The 15,718-nt window shown below is 73.5% G+C and carries 7 protein-coding genes; 1 reads left to right on the forward strand and 6 read right to left on the reverse strand.

Going from position 1 to position 15,718, the window contains the following annotated elements; translation table 11 throughout:
* The 4 genes from QMK28_RS19095 to QMK28_RS19110 all read right to left on the reverse strand — a co-directional run.
* The coding region (locus tag QMK28_RS19095; protein WP_326439503.1) for a M20/M25/M40 family metallo-hydrolase at positions 1-1,244 on the reverse strand (1,244 nt) is incomplete at its 3' end.
* A 250-nt stretch (positions 1,245-1,494) separates the two neighbouring features.
* The gene (locus tag QMK28_RS19100; RefSeq protein WP_326439505.1) at positions 1,495-5,442 is read right to left on the reverse strand and encodes a UvrD-helicase domain-containing protein; all 3,948 of its coding nucleotides are present in this window, start codon (positions 5,440-5,442) and stop codon (positions 1,495-1,497) included.
* 239 nt (positions 5,443-5,681) lie between these two features.
* Complete coding sequence (locus tag QMK28_RS19105; protein WP_326439507.1) at positions 5,682-9,434, reverse strand: ATP-dependent helicase; 3,753 nt, start codon at positions 9,432-9,434, stop codon at positions 5,682-5,684.
* A gap of 209 nt (positions 9,435-9,643) precedes the next feature.
* Entirely contained in the window at positions 9,644-10,192 is a 549-nt protein-coding gene (locus QMK28_RS19110) for an MGMT family protein (RefSeq protein ID WP_326439509.1), read from the reverse strand.
* Between the two features lie 302 nt (positions 10,193-10,494).
* On the opposite strand from QMK28_RS19110, the gene QMK28_RS19115 reads away from it, so the two are divergent.
* On the forward strand, positions 10,495-13,056 hold the full coding sequence (locus QMK28_RS19115; protein ID WP_326439511.1) for a lysylphosphatidylglycerol synthase transmembrane domain-containing protein: 2,562 nt from the start codon (positions 10,495-10,497) through the stop codon (positions 13,054-13,056).
* Between the two features lie 160 nt (positions 13,057-13,216).
* On the opposite strand, the gene moeZ is transcribed toward QMK28_RS19115, so the two are convergent.
* Positions 13,217-14,395, reverse strand: coding sequence for an adenylyltransferase/sulfurtransferase MoeZ (gene moeZ / locus QMK28_RS19120; protein WP_326439513.1), 1,179 nt, complete (start codon positions 14,393-14,395; stop codon positions 13,217-13,219).
* Between the two features lie 197 nt (positions 14,396-14,592).
* Entirely contained in the window at positions 14,593-15,534 is a 942-nt protein-coding gene (locus QMK28_RS19125; protein ID WP_326439515.1) for an NAD-dependent epimerase/dehydratase family protein, read from the reverse strand.
* Positions 15,535-15,718: the final 184 nt, after the last annotated feature.

Below are 15,718 nucleotides of genomic sequence, written 5' to 3' on the forward strand. Positions count from 1 at the left end.
TCCTGGAGGTCGGCGGCCGGGCCCGAGCCGCCCTCGCGGGTGAAGCCGATCCGCTGCCCGAAGGCGCGGCCCATGGCCCGTACGACGGATTGCAGGGCCGGGTGCTCGAGGGGCGTGAGGCAGGGGCGGGTCGCGCCCCAGAAGGTGATCTCGTGCCGGATGCCGTCCGGCAGCCGCTCGGCGACCCAGTCGCGTACGGACTGCTGGACCCTTTCGGCGTCCTGCCCCGCGACCGTCCGGAACGACAGCTTCAGCTGAGCGGCGGCCGGCACGATCGTTTTGCCTCCGGGGCCCAGGTAGCCGCCGCTGATCCCGTTCACCTCGGCGGTGGGACGGGCCCAGATCCGCTCCAGGGTGGTGTGGCCGGCCTCGCCGAGAGCGGCGTGCGAATGCGCGGTGCGCAGCCAGTCCGCCTCGTCGAAGGGCAGCTCCGCGAAGAGTTCGCGCTCCTGGCCGGTGAGTTCGACGATGCCGTCGTAGAAGCCGGGGAGGGTCACCCTGCGGTCGGCGTCGTGCAACGCCGCGACCAGCCGGGCGGCCTCGGTCGCGGGGTTCGGGACCGCGCCGCCGAAGGAGCCCGAGTGGATGTCCTGGTCCGGCCCGTACAGGTCGATCTGGCAGTCGGTGAGTCCGCGCATGCCGGTGCAGACGGTCGGGGTGTCCTCGGACCACATGCCGGTGTCGGAGACGATCACGGTGTCGCAGGCGAACGTGTCCGCGTGCGCCCGGATCAGCTCCAGGAAGTTCGGGGAGCCGGACTCCTCCTCGCCCTCGATGAGCATCTTGAGGTTGACGGCCGGAGCGGTGCGGCCGGTCGCGGCGAGGTGCGCGCGGACGCCCAGCGTGTGGAAGAGGACCTGGCCCTTGTCATCGGCCGCGCCGCGGGCGTACAGCCGCCCGTCGTGGACTTCCGGCTCGAACGGGTCGGTGTGCCAGCCGTCCTCGCGGGCGGCGGGCTGTACGTCGTGATGGCCGTAGACCAGGACGGTCGGAGCGTCCGGGTCACCGGACGGCCACTCGGCGAACACCGCCGGAGCCCCTGCCGTCTCCAGCACCTCGGTGACCGGGAAGCCGGTCTCGATGAGCTTGGTCACCAGCCACTCCGCGCTCCGCCGGACGTCCCCGGCGCGGCCGGGATCAGCTGAGACGGAGGGGATGCGCAGCCACTCGGTGAGGTCGGCGAGAAAGCCGACCCGGTGGTCTGCGATGTACGTGCGGACGGCGCTGTCCGGGGTGACGCTCATGATGCCGAGCCTATCGGCCCGGCGGTGCCGCGAATCGCGGGGGCGTCGGGGCTACGGAGGGGTGGCGGCGGCGCGGCAGCGGCGCCGGAACGCGGCTTGCGCGCCGGAGCAGCGCCACGGCGGCGGGCCGGAACGGGCCGAGCCGCGCCCTCGCTGATCGTTCCGGCCGCACTGTCGGTCATGTCACAGCGGGGGCTGGGTGCGCGCCCGATCCTGGGCCGGTCGCCTCGGAGACACAGGCTGCCGCCGGCTACTGCGGGCTCTCGCCGAGCAGGATGCGTTCCAGGCCCGCCCGGTCCGGCAGCCCCTCGGGCCGGACCACCTCGCCGCTGCGGACGTACAGGAAGGCGGCGGTCACGGACGACAGCGGCAGCCCGTGCTGTTCGGCCCACGCGACGCGGTAGACGGCGAGCTGGAGCGGGTCCGCGTCATGGGCGCGGTTGGTCTTCCAGTCGACGATTTCGTAGCGGTCGCCTTCTGCCGACCGCTCGCGGTAAACCGCGTCGATCCGGCCGCGGATCAGCCGCCCGGCGAGCGTCAGTTGGAACGCGGTCTCGACCCGGTACGGCGTGCGGCTCGCGTACGGGGTGCGGGCGAAGGCTTCCTTCAGGGCCGTCAGATCCCGCTCGTCCACGATCTCCGGCTCGGCCTCGTCGCTGCCCGGCAGCTCGTCGGGGCCGAGCATCGGCAGCGTCAGCTCCTCGAAGCGGGACTCGACCCAGGCGTGGAAACGAGTGCCCCGGCGGGCGGCGGGCTGCGGCGGCCTGGGCATCGGCCGGGCCAGCTCCTGGGCGAAACCAGCCGGGTCGGCGGCGAGCCGCAGCAGCTGGGACGCGGACAGTACGGCGGGCACCGGCACGTCCCGTACCGTCGCGCGGTTGCGGCGCAGTTCGGCGGTCAGCGCGTCGAGGTCGCGGTCCCAGGAGGCCGTACGGCGCGCTTCCTCCGGCGACAGCGCGGCGGGCCGGACGGACTCCCGCGCGGGGGCCCGGTGGGGCGACGGGATGAACGGGGCGACGCGTGCTGCGGCAGCGGTGGAGAGGCCCGGGGCGGTCCGGTTCGCCGGTATGCCCTGTGCCTCGTCGGGGTGCTCGCTCGCGGCGTCGGGCGTGCCTGCTGCCTCCTCGACGGGCGACGGGTGCTGTCGGCCCGCTGTGAGGCCGGCGGGCGCCAAGACGTGCTCGGGGCCCGGGGGGTGGCCCGCGGGCGGCTCAGGGCGGTCAGGCCCCTCCGTGGGCCAGCCGTCCCGTATTCCGGCGTGGGCCTCGGGCTCGTGCGCTGTTTCGGTTGGCACTCCGGCTGCCGATTCGGCTGCCGATTCGGCTGCCGATTGCGGGGCGACACCGTCCCCGAAGGGATCGTCGGGCAGCGGATCGTCGTACGGGGGCTCGCCGTACGGGGCCTCGTCGTCGTCGGCGAGGTCATCGGGCGGAGGGGGCCACTCCGGGTCGTAGCCGGGGTCGTTGCGGGGGTCGTGCCGTGCCCCGGCCCACGCTTCGGACCGCGCTGCGGCCGCGCGGTGCGCAGCCGCAGCCGGATCCGTGTGCTCCGGGCCCCCTCGGCGGGCCGAGTGCTCCGCGCTGCCCGGACGGGCCAACCGCTCCAAGTGCTCCAGCACCGTGTCAGCCGCCGCCCGGCGGCGGCGCAGCGCGATCGGGTCGAGCGGCAGCGGCCAGTCGAACTCGGTGCCGGCCTCGCTCAGCGCCGGGTTCTCCGCGTCCTCCTCCGGCGCGGGGGCCCATGCCTCGATCTCGCCGAAGCCCGCTTCGCAGTGCTCGCGCAGGGCGTGCAGGAAGGCGGAAGGGCCGCGCGGCCGCTTCTGGGTCGGGCCCCACCAGTGGCCGGAGCCGAGCAGCAGCGAGCGCGGGCGGGTGAAGGTGACGTAGCCCAGGCGCAGCTCCTCGGTCTCCTGGTGCTGCTTCATCGCCTCCTTGAAGTCCTTGATCCCCTTGCCGCTCCACTCCCCCACGTCCGGGAGCGTCTCGGCGTCACCGCGCAGGGCGTGCGGCAGCACCTTGGGCTGGGTGATCCACGACTCGCTCGCCTTCTCGCTCGGGAACTGCTTCGCGACCAGGCCGGGCACCACGACCACGTCCCACTCCAGGCCCTTGGACTTGTGCGCGGTGAGCACCTTGACGGTGTTCTCGCCGCCCGGCAGCGCGTTGTCGAGGCCCTTCTCGTACTGCGCGGCCGTGCGCAGGAAGCCGAGGAAGGCGAGCAGGTTGGCTTCGCCGTCCAGAGCGGCGAAGCCCGCGGCTATGTCGAGGAAGTTGCTGAGCGTCTCACGGCGGCGCGCGGCCAGGGCGTGCGGCGAGGCCGACAGCTCGACCTCCAGGCCGGTCGCCGCGAGCACCCGGTGCAGGACGTCCATCAGCGGGTCGGCGAGCGAGCGCCGCAGGTCGCGCAGCTCGGCGGCGAGCCGGGCGAAGCGCACCCGCGCCTCGCCGGAGAACGGCAAACCGTCATCAGTACTTACTGCTTTGCCGACTGTTCTGCCAAAGCTGCCCGCGCCGCCGTGCCCGCCGCTTCCGGCGCCGCCCCCGCTGCCGCCCGCCGCCAGGAACGTGTCGAGCGCGTCGGCGAGCGAGACGGTCTCGGCCGGGTCGACGCCTTCCACGGCCTCGGCGAGCCGGCGGTCGGGGTCGTCGTCCGACGGGTCGCCGTATCCGTAGCGCACCAGCGTGCGGGCGCGGCGGCCGAGCAGCGCCAGGTCGCGCGGGCCGATCCGCCAGCGCGGGCCGATCAGCAGCCGTACCAGCGCGGCATTGGCGGTGGGGTCCTGGAGTACTTCGCAGACGGCGACGAGGTCGGCGATCTCCGGCAGGTGCAGCAGCCCGGACAGGCCGACGACCTCCACCGGAATGTCACGCTCCACCAGTGTCCCCTGAATGCGGGCGAAGTCCGTGGCCGTACGGCACAGCACCGCGATCTCGCCGGGCGGCGTGCCCGTGCGCACCAGGTGGGCGATCGACTCCCCGAGCCAGCTCAGCTCCTCGGCGTGGGTGGGCAACAGCGCGCACCGGACCATGCCCGCGTGTTCGGCTCCCGGGCCCGCCCGCAGCGCCTCGACGCCCGCGTGGCGCGCGCGCAGCGGGGTCGCGAGCCGGTTGGCGAGGGAGAGCAGCCGGCCGCCGCTGCGACGGTTCTCGCTGAGTGCGAAGCGCTGGGCGGGGCGGCCGTCGGCGTGCGGGAAGTGCTCGGGGAAGTCGTCCAGGTTGGCGACGGACGCGCCGCGCCAGCCGTAGATCGCCTGGCAGGGGTCGCCGACGGCGGTGACGGGGTGGCCGGTGCCGCCGCCGAAGAGGCCGGCCAGCAGCAGGCGCTGCGCCACAGAGGTGTCCTGGTACTCGTCCAGCAGCACGACCGCGAACTGTTCGCGCAGGATTCGGCCGACCTCGGGCCGGGTGCGGGCCAGGGTCGCGGAGAGCGCGATCTGGTCGCCGAAGTCGAGCAGGTCGCGGCGCTGCTTCTGCTCGCGGTACGCGCCGACCAGGTGGAGGAGTTCGAGCCTGCCCCGGCTCGCGTCGGGCGCCTTGCGCAGGTCGGCGTTGCTGAGCTTCACCGTGTCGAGGAGGCGCAGCAGCTCGCCGTCGAACTCCCGCAGCCGCTCGGGCGCGACCAGGTGCTCGGAGAGTTCGCCGTCCAGCGCGAGCAGGTCCTCGACGAGCGCGGGAACGGACTTGGTGAGCGCCGGGTACGGGCCGGGGGCGGTGCGCAGCACCTTGGCTGCGAGCTGGAAGCGGGTGGCGTCCGCGAGCAGCCGGGCGCTCGGTTCGAGCCCTATCCGCAGGCCGTGGTCCTTGAGCAGCTGTCCGGCGAAGGCGTGGTAGGTCGAGATCTGCGGATCGCCGGGGGCCCGGTCGGGATCGGCCGGGTCGAGGTCCGTCACTCCGGCGTTGAGCAGCGCCTTGCGGACGCGCTCGGAGAGTTCGCCGGCGGCCTTGTTGGTGAACGTGAGGCCCAGGACCTGTTCGGGCGCGACCTGGCCGGTGCCGACCAGCCAGACGACGCGCGCGGCCATCACCGTGGTCTTGCCGGACCCTGCCCCGGCCACGATCACCTGCGGAGCGGGCGGCGCGGTGATGCAGGCCGTCTGCTCGGGGGTGAACGGGATGCCGAGGAGCTCTTTGAGCTGCTCGGGGTCGGTGAGCCGGGCCTGTTCGGTGAGCTGTCCCGGTTTGGTGATGCGTGCTGCCACCCGAGTGAGGCTATCGGCGTCCACGGACAGTCCTCACCGGACGGGTGGGCGGCCGGGGTGGCCGGGGTGGCCGATGAACGCTTGGCGGCGGCCCGCGGGCTGTGTGACGGCTGCTCGGCGGGCTTTTCGGGCGGCCTGCCGGGCGGCGCTCCCGGGTGGTGGCGTGTCCGACGTAACAGCGGCCCAGACGCAGCCGGGCGGAGACCCGCTCGCCGCCGCAGACGCAGCCGTCCCCGGCCTCACTCGATGATCTGGCGTCCCTCCGGCTGTGCCGTGCACGCGCTGCGGAAGGCGCAGTGGGTGCAGTGCTGGCCCGTGCTGGGCGTGAAGCGTTCGTCGAGGACCTTGCCCGCCGCGGTGGCCAGCAGCTCGCCGACCCACTCGCCCTCGGGCGGCGGCTGTCCCTGGACGGTGGGCAGGGTGTCCCCGCCCTCCTTCTGCGGCGCGCCCAGCCGGAGGTGGACGAGTTCGGCGCCGCCCGGCTCGGGTGTGAGGCCGCCGAAGACCTCGTCCACCGCGCCCGCGCGCACCGCCAGCTGGTAGACGGCGAGCTGCGGGTGCCGCTCGACCTCGGGGCCCGTCGGCTTGGCCTTGCCGGTCTTGAAGTCGACGACGTACGCGCGTCCCCCCGCATCCTGTTCGACGCGGTCCATGCTGCCGCGGATGCGCACCTGGTAGGGGTCGGCCTCCAGGGTGACGTCGAAATCGTGCTCCGTGGCGACCGTGCCGCGGCTCGGGCCCTGGGTGACGTGCCAGCGCAGGAAGCGCTCCAGGGCGGCCCGCGCGTTCTCCTTCTCCTGCCGCGACTTCCAGGGCGCGTCGAAGGCGAGCGCGTCCCATACCGAGTCGAGGCGCTCCATCAGGACGGCGAGATCGGCCGGAGTCCGCTGCGAGGCGACCTCGTCGGCCAGCACATGGACGACGTTTCCGAAGCCCTGGGCAGCCGTAGAGGGGGCGTCCGCCTTCACTTCGCGGCCCAGGAACCACTGGAGTGAGCAGCTGTTGGCGAGCTGGTCGAGGGCGCTGCCGGACAGCGCCACGGGCTGCGCCCGGTCGCGCAGCGGGACGGCGCTGTGCGTCGGCTCGTACAGACCCCACCAGCGGTACGGGTGCGCCGCCGGCACCAGCGGGTGCCCGTCTCCGGCGGCCGGCGTCTCGTCGCCGCTCTCGTCCCGCAGGGCGGCCAGCCGGGCGAGCCGCAGCGCGGCGGCCTCGCGCAGCGCCGGGGAGACCTCCGGGTCGACGGTGGTGGCGCGCAGTTCGGCGACGAGCGCCGCGACGGCCAGCGGGCGGCGCGGCCGGTTGGCGACGTCGACCGGCTCGACGCCCAGCTCGGCGAGGAAGCGGGACGGCTGGTCGCCGTCGTCCGCGGCGGCCTTCACCGCGGTGATCACCAGCCGCTCCTTGGCGCGGGTCGCCGCGACGTAGAACAGCCGCCGCTCCTCGGAGAGCAGCGCTCCGGGGCTGAGCGGCTCGGCGAGCCCGTCCCGGCCGATCCGGTCGGCCTCCAGCAGCGAACCTCTGCGGCGCAGGTCGGGCCAGAGGCCCTCCTGCACTCCGGCGACGACGACGAGCCGCCACTCCAGGCCCTTGGAACGGTGTGCGGTCATCAGCCGTACGGCGTCCGGGCGCACCGCACGGCGCGTCAGGGTGTCGGCGGCGATGTCCTGCGCGTCCAGTTCCTCCAGGAAGTTCAGCGCGCCCCGGCCGCCCGTGCGCTCCTCGGCGCGCGCGGCGGTCTCGAACAGGGCGCACACCGCGTCGAGATCCCGGTCCGCGTTCCGCCCGGCCGCGCCGCCCCGCAGCGCGGCGCGCTCCAGCCGCTGCGGCCAGGTCGTGCCGTCCCACAGCTCCCACAGCGCCTGCTCCGCCGTACCGCCGCCGGCCAGCGATTCGCGCGCCTTGCGCAGCAGCAGGCCGAGCCGTTGCGCGCCCCGGGCGTACGCCGGGTCGTGCGCGACCAGCCGTTCGGGCTCGGCCCGCGCCTCGGCGATCAGCACGTCCGACGGCCTGGGTACGGGGTTTCCGGCGGCCCGCTCCTCCTCGCGCAACGCGCGTCCGAGCCGCCGCAGGTCGGCGGAGTCCATGCCGCCGAGGGGGGAGGTGAGCAGCGTGATGGCGGACTCGACGTCCAGGGACGCCGCCTGGGGGCCTGGGGTGGCCGCGGCCGGCGACGGTTCCGTGTCGCCGTGGACGACGTTCCCGTTCCCTTCGCCGTCCGCATCAGGGTCCACGCTCCTGAGCCCTTGGCCGTCGTCGGGATGCGGGCGGGCGGCTTCGTCCGCCGTAACCGGCCCGGTGTGGGCGGCTTCGTCCGCCGTGACCGGCCGGTGGTCTGCGTCCGCCGTAAGCGGCCCGGAGTGGGCAGCTTCGCCCGCCGTGACCGGCCCGGTGTGGGCAGCTTCGTCCGCCGTAACCGGCCGGTGGTCTGCGTCCGCCGTGACCGGCCCGGTGTGGGCCGCGTCCGCCGGCCCGGACCGGTCCGCGGCAGCCGGTGTCGGGTGGTCCGGCTGAGCTGCGGGCCGCGCCCCGGCGAGGGGCGGCCCGGCGAGGGGCGATCGCGCGCCCGGCAGCGCCGCCGTGGCTGCCGCCCGGAGCGCTGCCAGCAGCGGCGCGACGGCGGGCTCGTGGCGGAGCGGCAGGTCGTCGCCGTCGATCTCCAGGGGGACGCCCGCGGAGGTGAGGGCCCGGCGCACGCCCGGGATCGAGCGCCCCCCGGCGCGTACGAGCACGGCCATGTCGCGCCATGGCACGCCGTCCTCCAGATGGGCGCGGCGCAGGACGTCGGCGATGTTGTCCAGCTCGGCGCCGGGGGTCGGGTACGTGTACGCCTCGACGCGACCGCCCTCTCGGACGGAGGCGAGATCGCGGTGGGCGCGGACCGCCGCCGACGGCAGCCGGGTGAGCGGCATCCGGCGGGTGAGCAGCCGGGTGGCGGTGAGCAGTGTGGCGCCCGAGCGGCGGGAGACGCCGAGGACCTCCACCCCCGCCGGGGTGCCGTCCGCGTGCGGGAAGCTGTCGGGGAATTCGAGGATGCCGTTGATGTCGGCGCCGCGGAACGCGTAGATCGACTGGTCCGGGTCGCCGAAGGCGACCAGCGGCCGGCCCTGCCCGGCCAGTGCCCGCAGCAGCCGCACCTGCGCCGCGTCGGTGTCCTGGTACTCGTCGACGAAGACCGCGTCGTAGCGCGCGCTCAGCGCCGCCGCGACCTCGGGCCGCTCCGCGAGCAGCACCGCCCGGTGCACCAGCTCCGCGTAGTCGAGCACCCCCCGCGCGTCGAGGACGTCCAAGTACTCCGCGAGGAAGGACGCCGCCGCTCCCCAGTCCGGCCGTCCGGTGCGGTCCGCGAACGCGCCCAGCGAGTCCGGGCCGAGCCCCAGCTCGCGGCTGCGGGCGAGCACCGCGCGGACCTCGTCGGCGAAACCGCGGGTGGTCAGGCAGGCGCGCAGCTCGTCGGGCCAGCGCACCGCGCCCCGCCCCTCGCGCTCCAGCTCGGCCTGTCCCGCGAGCAGCTCACGGACCACGACGTCCTGCTCGGGTCCTGACAGCAGCCGCAGCGGATCGGCGAAGAGCTCGGCGTCCTGGTGGGCGCGGAGCAGGGCGTAGCAGAAGGAGTGGAAGGTGGTCGCCTGCGGACCGAAAGCGCTGCTCGCCGCCGCGCCGCCGCCCGCCGTGCCCCCCATCCGGGCCGCCATCCGGTCCCGGAGTTCCACGGCCGCCTTGCGGCTGAAGGTGAGGACGAGAATCCGCTCCGGGTCGGCCCCCTTGCGCACCCGTTCGGCGACGGCTTCCACCAGCGTCGTGGTCTTCCCGGTGCCCGGACCGGCGAGCACGAGCAGCGGTCCGCCGGAATGGTCAACCACAGCACGCTGTTGTGCGTCCAACGCAGGAGGATCCACCGGCCCCGGCGCGGTGCGCACCAGCCGGTACGCGCCGGAGGAAGGCTGCCGCGTCCGCTGGTGCGGCGAGCGGGACGGGAAGGAGGAGCTCACGTGGGTCGCCGGTCCTGGTGGGTGTGCTGGTCGCGGTGCGGTCGTACGAGCCGCCGGTGGGCCGATGGGGCGGCCGAGCGGTGAAGGTGCGGCCCGGCCCCGACGCTACGCCAGAAGTCGCACGGGGCGCAGCGCGTCCCGCGACCACCCCCGCCGATACGCCGTACGGTCCTTCGGTCTCGTCTCCCGCCGTCGAACGGCGGAAGCTGTCAGTTGTGAGGAGCTTCCAGATCGCCGACGCACCGTCCGCCGCCGTCGTCACCGCGTCCGCCGCCGGGCCCACTGCCGGGCTCGCCGCCGCCGCTCCCACTGGCGTGTCCGGGGTTGGGACCGTCCGCGGCCCCGCCGTCCCAGCGGGCCCGGCGCATGTCGATCCGCGGCTCGTGTCCCCGCGCGGAGCGCGCCGCCTCGCGCAGCGGCGTGCCCTCCCGCCGGTAGTGGTCGAGGGCCCGCAGCTCGTGGCCGGGCAGCAGCGCGCCGTCCGAGCGCACCACGCGCCACCAGGGCACGGGCCCGCCGTACAGCGCCATGACCCGGCCCACCTGTCGCGGGCCGCCTTCGCCGAGCCACTCGGCGACGTCCCCATACGTCATCACCCGGCCGGGCGGGATGCCCTCAGTGACGCTCAGCACCCGCTCGGCGTAGGCGGGCAGCGCGTCGCCGTCGTCGATCCCGGCGGCCTCGGCGTGACCGCTCGCGGTCCCGGTCGCGCCGTCGTCTCCGCCCTCTGGGGCTCCTGGACTGCTCTGCCGGCTCATTCTTCCCATCCTGCCGCACCCCACCGACAACGTCTGCGGAGGACCATGGAACGCACAGAGGGGCACCCGGGGGCGTGCGATCGGCAGCGCGCGCCCGCGAAATGCACCCTGATGCCCCCCTCCGCCGTATGGTCATGCCACCATCATCCGGGCGGTGACTGGTGATACGAGATCAAGAAGACACGACAGAGCAGCAGGGTGGGCAGACTCCGGGGGAGGAGGCGCACGACTCTGACGCGCTCCGGCGCGCGGAAAAACCCACGAGCCCCCAGGTTCCCGAGTGCGCCGACACGCAGACGCACGTGGACCGCGTCGACAGCGACGAGCCGCTGCTGCCGGCCCGGGTGCACCGCCCCTCCGACCTCGTCCGGCTGCTCCTGGGCATCCTGGCGATCGCCACCGTGCTCGCCATCGCCGCCTTCGCCCACGGCACCACCGAGGGGCTGGAGAACGACATCGGCAAGGGCGCCGACCAAGCGCCCGACCTGCTGACGAGCTTCGCCGCCCTCGCCTCCAGCATCGCCGTCCTCATCGTCCCCGTGGCCTTCGCGATCGAGCGGCTGATCAAGCGGGACGGCCTGCGGATCGCGGACGGCGTGCTCGCCGCCGTCCTCGCGCACGGCGTCTCGCTCACCACCGACCTGTGGGTCGCCGAGGCCGCCCCCGGCTCGATCCACGACGCGCTCATCAAGCAAGCGCCCGGCGGCACCCTCACCGACCCGGTGCACGGCTACCTCGCCCCGGTCATCGCCTATATGACGGCCGTCGGACTGTCCCGCCGCCCGCGCTGGCGGGTGGCCATGTGGTGCGTGCTGCTGCTCCAGGGCTTCGCGGTGCTCGTCGCCGGCTACACCACGCCGTTCTCCATCATCGTCACCGTGCTGATCGGCTGGACGGTCGCGTACGGCACGCTCTACGCCGTCGGCTCGCCGAACGTGCGGCCCACCGGCCAGAACCTGTTGGCGGGGCTGCGCCGCGTCGGCTTCGCCCCGGTCACCGCCCTGCGCGCGGAGGACGCCCCGGAAACCCCGCACAACGACCACTACGACCGGGGTCGCCGCTACATCGTCACCCTGGAGGACGGTCCACCTCTCGACGTCACCGTCGTCGACCGGGAACAGCAGGCGCAGGGCTTCTTCTACCGCGTGTGGCAACGGCTCACGATGCGCAGCATCACCCAGCCCCGCAGCCTGCTGTCGTTGCGCCAGGCCCTCGAACAGGAAGCGCTGCTCGCCTACGCGGCCATCTCCGCGGGCGCCAACGCCCCCAAGCTGATCGCCACCTCCGAGCTGGGCCCGGACGCCGTGATGCTCGTCTACGAGCACACCGGCGGCCGCACCCTGGACTCGCTGACCGACGACGAGATCACCGACGAGCTGCTGCGGGGCGCGTGGCGGCAGGTGCACGCCCTCCAGTCACGCCGGATCGCGCACCGACGGCTGACCGGCGACGCGCTCCTGGTGGATCGTTCCGGCAACGTCATCCTGACCGACCTGCGCGGCGGCGAGATCGCCGCGGGCGACCTGGTGCTGCGGATGGACATCGCGCAACTCCTCACCACCTTCGGCCTGCGGGTCGGCGCCGAGCGCTCGGTGGCCGCCGCGGTGGAGGTGCTCGACCCGGACATGGTCGCGGACAGCCTGCCGCTGCTCCAGCCGATCGCGCTGAGCCGCGGCTCCCGCGCGACCCTGCGCCAGCTCGCCCGTGAGCGGTCCCAGCGCGAGCGCGACGCGGCGCTGGCGGCCTCGAAGGCCGCGAAGGACGTCAAGGAGCAGGAGCACGGCGAAAGCGACCGCAAGACGCTCAAGGCCGAGAAACAGGCAGAGAAGAAGGCCATAGACGAAGCTCTTGAGGGCGCCCGCGAGGAGGATCTGCTCTCACAGATCCGGCAGCAGGTGCTGCTGATCCGGCCGCAGGCGCCGATAGAACCCGTCCGGCTGGAGCGCATCAAACCGCGCACCCTGGTCACCTTCATCGCCGGCGCCTTCGCCGCTTACTTCCTGCTGTCCCAGCTGACCCACGCGGATCTGGGCAAGGTCATCAGTGAGGCCGACTGGAGGTGGGTGGCTGCCGCGCTGTTCTTCTCCGCGCTGACCTACCTCGCCGCCGCGGCGAGCCTGCTCGGATTCGTCCCGGAGAAGATCTCGTTCGCCAAGACGGTGGTGGCGCAGATCGCCGGCTCCTTCGTGAAGCTGGTCGCCCCCGCGGCGATCGGCGGCGTGGCCCTCAACACCCGCTTCCTGCAACGCTCCGGCGTCCGGCCGGGGCTGGCGGTGGCGAGCGTCGGCGCGTCCCAGCTGTTCGGCCTGGCCAGCCACGTCATACTGCTGCTCACCTTCGGCTATCTGACCGGAACCGAGCGCAGCGCCCCACTGTCACCGTCCCGGACGGTGATCGGCGGACTGCTGACGGCCGCCGTACTCGTGCTCGTGGTCACCGCCATCCCGGTGCTGCGGAAGTTCGTCTCGACGCGCGTGCGGTCCCTGTTCGCCGGCGTCATCCCGCGCATGCTGGACGTGCTCCAGCGACCGCGGAAGCTGCTCGCCGGCATCGGCGGGATGCTGCTGCTGACCGGCGCTTTCGTGATGTGCCTGGACGCCTCGATCCGCGCCTTCGGCGGCGAGCTGAGCTATGCGAGCATCGCGGTGATCTTCCTCGCGGGCAACGCACTGGGCTCGGCGGCACCCACGCCCGGCGGTGTCGGCGCGGTCGAGACCACACTGACGTTCGGCCTCACCGCGGGGGGCCTCCCCGGCGACACCGCGCTCTCCGCCGTCCTGCTCTTCCGGCTGATGACATTCTGGCTGCCCGTGCTGCCCGGCTGGCTGTCCTTCACCCATCTGACCCGCAAGGGGCTGGTGTAGCCCGGAGACGGACCGGCAAGGGGTCGGCGCGGGACGAGTGAACGAACGGAAGGGCCGACCCGCACTGAGTGCGGGCCGGCCCTTCCGTTCGTTCACTGACCGGTCTCAGTTCACCGACCGGTCTCAGTTCACCGACCGGTCCCTGGTTCACCGACCGGCCCTAGTAGATCGGCTTCTCCGGCTCGATCTGGTGGACCCAGCCGATCACGCCGCCGCCGACATGCACCGCGTCCGAGAAGCCTGCGGACTTCAGGACCGCGAGGACTTCCGCGGACCGGACACCCGTCTTGCAATGCAAGACGATCTTCTTGTCCTGCGGCAGGCCCTGCAGAGCGGTGCCCATCAGGAACTCGCCCTTCGGGATCAGCTTGGCGCCCGGAATCGAGACGATCTCGTACTCGTTCGGCTCGCGGACGTCGATGACCTCGATGCTCTCACCGTCGTCCATCCACTGCTTGAGCTGCTTCGGCGTGATCGTCGAACCGGCGGCGGCCTCCTGGGCCTCCTCCGAGACGACGCCGCAGAAGGCCTCGTAGTCGATGAGCTCGGTGACCGTCGCGTTCTCGCCGCAGACCGCGCAGTCCGGGTCCTTACGGACCTTGACCTGCCGGTACGTCATCTCCAGCGCGTCGTAGATCACCAGTCGGCCGACCAGCGGGTCACCGATGCCGGCGAGCAGCTTGATGGCCTCGGTGACCTGGATCGAGCCGATCGACGCGCAGAGCACGCCGAGCACGCCGCCCTCGGCGCAGGAGGGGACCATGCCGGGGGGCGGCGGCTCCGGGTAGAGGCAGCGGTAGCACGGGCCGTGCTCGCTCCAGAAGACGGACGCCTGTCCGTCGAAGCGGTAGATCGAGCCCCAGACGTACGGCTTGTTGAGCAGCACGCACGCGTCGTTGACCAGGTAGCGGGTGGCGAAGTTGTCGGTGCCGTCCACGATCAGGTCGTACTGGGAGAAGATCTCCATGACGTTGTCCGCCTCAAGGCGCTCCTGGTGGAGGACAACATTCACATAAGGGTTGATGCCGAGCACCGAGTCACGCGCGGACTCCGCCTTGGGACGGCCGATATCCGCCTGACTGTGGATGATCTGGCGCTGCAGGTTCGACTCGTCGACCTCGTCGAACTCCACGATGCCGAGCGTGCCGACACCGGCCGCGGCCAGGTACATCAGCGCGGGCGAGCCGAGCCCGCCGGCGCCTACGGCCAGCACCTTGGCGTTCTTCAGCCGCTTCTGCCCGTCCATCCCGACATCCGGGATGATCAGGTGGCGCGAGTATCGGCGGACCTCGTCGACGGTGAGCTCGGCAGCCGGCTCTACCAGGGGTGGCAGCGACACGGGGACTCCGTTGGTCGGTAAGTGTGCGGGGACCATCCCCGCCTATGCGGGGCACTCCCCGGTAACACTGCCACGGCCCTTCTCATTCCGAGACACCCGGTCCGATCAGCGAGACGATCTCGTCCCAGTAGCCGGGCATCGCCTCCCAGACTGCGGTGTCGGGGCCCGTCCGGCTCTCTGCCGGGTCCCCGGGGAGATCAGATGCGGCATGCCGCCTCCATCCAGATGTCGGCGAGCGACTCCTCCAGGGCGATCCTCGGCCGCCAGCCGAGACGGTCGCGCGCGGTGCGCACATCCGCCTGCTGCCAGCTGCCGCAGCCGTCCGGGTACGGGTACGCGGGCGGTCCCCCCAGCGCCTCTACGGCGGCCGGGCCGCGGGCGGAAGCGGCGTCCAACTCCTGGAGCGAGCCGCCGAAGCCGGCCACCCGGGCGAGCACCGAGGCCGCGTCGCGCAGCCGGATCGCACGCCCGGTGCCGATGTTGACGACGCCCTGCGCGGCCGAGAGCGAGGCCGCGTGCACGGCGCGCGCCGCGTCCCGCACGTCCACGAAGTCACGCTGCACGCCCAGGCCGCTGAGCCTCAACTCGCTGTCGCCCGCCTGCATCGCCCGCCGCATCGCCTCCGCGAGGCGGCCCAGCGGCGAACCGGCCGGCGTGCCGGGACCGACCGGCGAGAACACCCGCAGCACCACCGCGTCCAGATCGGAGCCGAGCACCAGCTCGGTCGCCGCCAGCTTGCTGACGCCGTACGGGCCGCCCGGCCGCGGCACCGCGTCCTCGGCCGTGGAGGAGCCGGGCTGCGAGGGCCCGTACTCGGCCGCGCAGCCGAGCTGGACCAGGCGCGCCCCGCAGCTGCTGCGGCGCAGCGACTCGCAGACGGTCGCGACGGCCACGGTGTTGTGCCGGGTCAGTTCGCGGGCGCCGCCCCGGGTCGTACCGGCGCAGTTGATCACGACGCCGGGGTGCACGGCGTCCAGGAACCGGGCCAGTGCGCCGGGGCTGCCGGTGGCCAGGTCGAAGCGCACGTCGGCGTCATCGCCGCGGCCCAGCGCGGTGAGTTGGACGGCGGGGTCGGCGAGCAGCCGGTCGGCGACATAGCGGCCGAGGTATCCGTTGGCGCCGAGCAGCAGCACTCTCATCAGGCACCGTCCCGGTGCCGCGCGGGCGCCTGCGGGGTGCCGCCGAGGGCGGGCGGGCACGGGGACGGCGCGACGAGGGGGCCGCGGGGTGGGTGGCTCATCTGTGGTGCTCCTGGGGGTAGTGCCCTGTCCGCGCGATGCGGGGGCGCCGCTGGCGGCGACGGCGGGCGAGTGGGGTTAGGGG

The sequence above is a fragment of the Streptomyces sp. H27-D2 genome (assembly GCF_035828615.1).
GTDB lineage: Bacteria > Actinomycetota > Actinomycetes > Streptomycetales > Streptomycetaceae > Streptomyces.

Coding starts and splice junctions, on each gene's coding strand:
- QMK28_RS19125 (WP_326439515.1), bottom strand. CDS start 15,534: ATGAGAGTGCTGCTGCTCGGCGCCAACGGATACCTCGGCCGCTATGTC.
- QMK28_RS19110 (WP_326439509.1), bottom strand. CDS start 10,192: ATGAGCCGGCAGAGCAGTCCAGGAGCCCCAGAGGGCGGAGACGACGGC.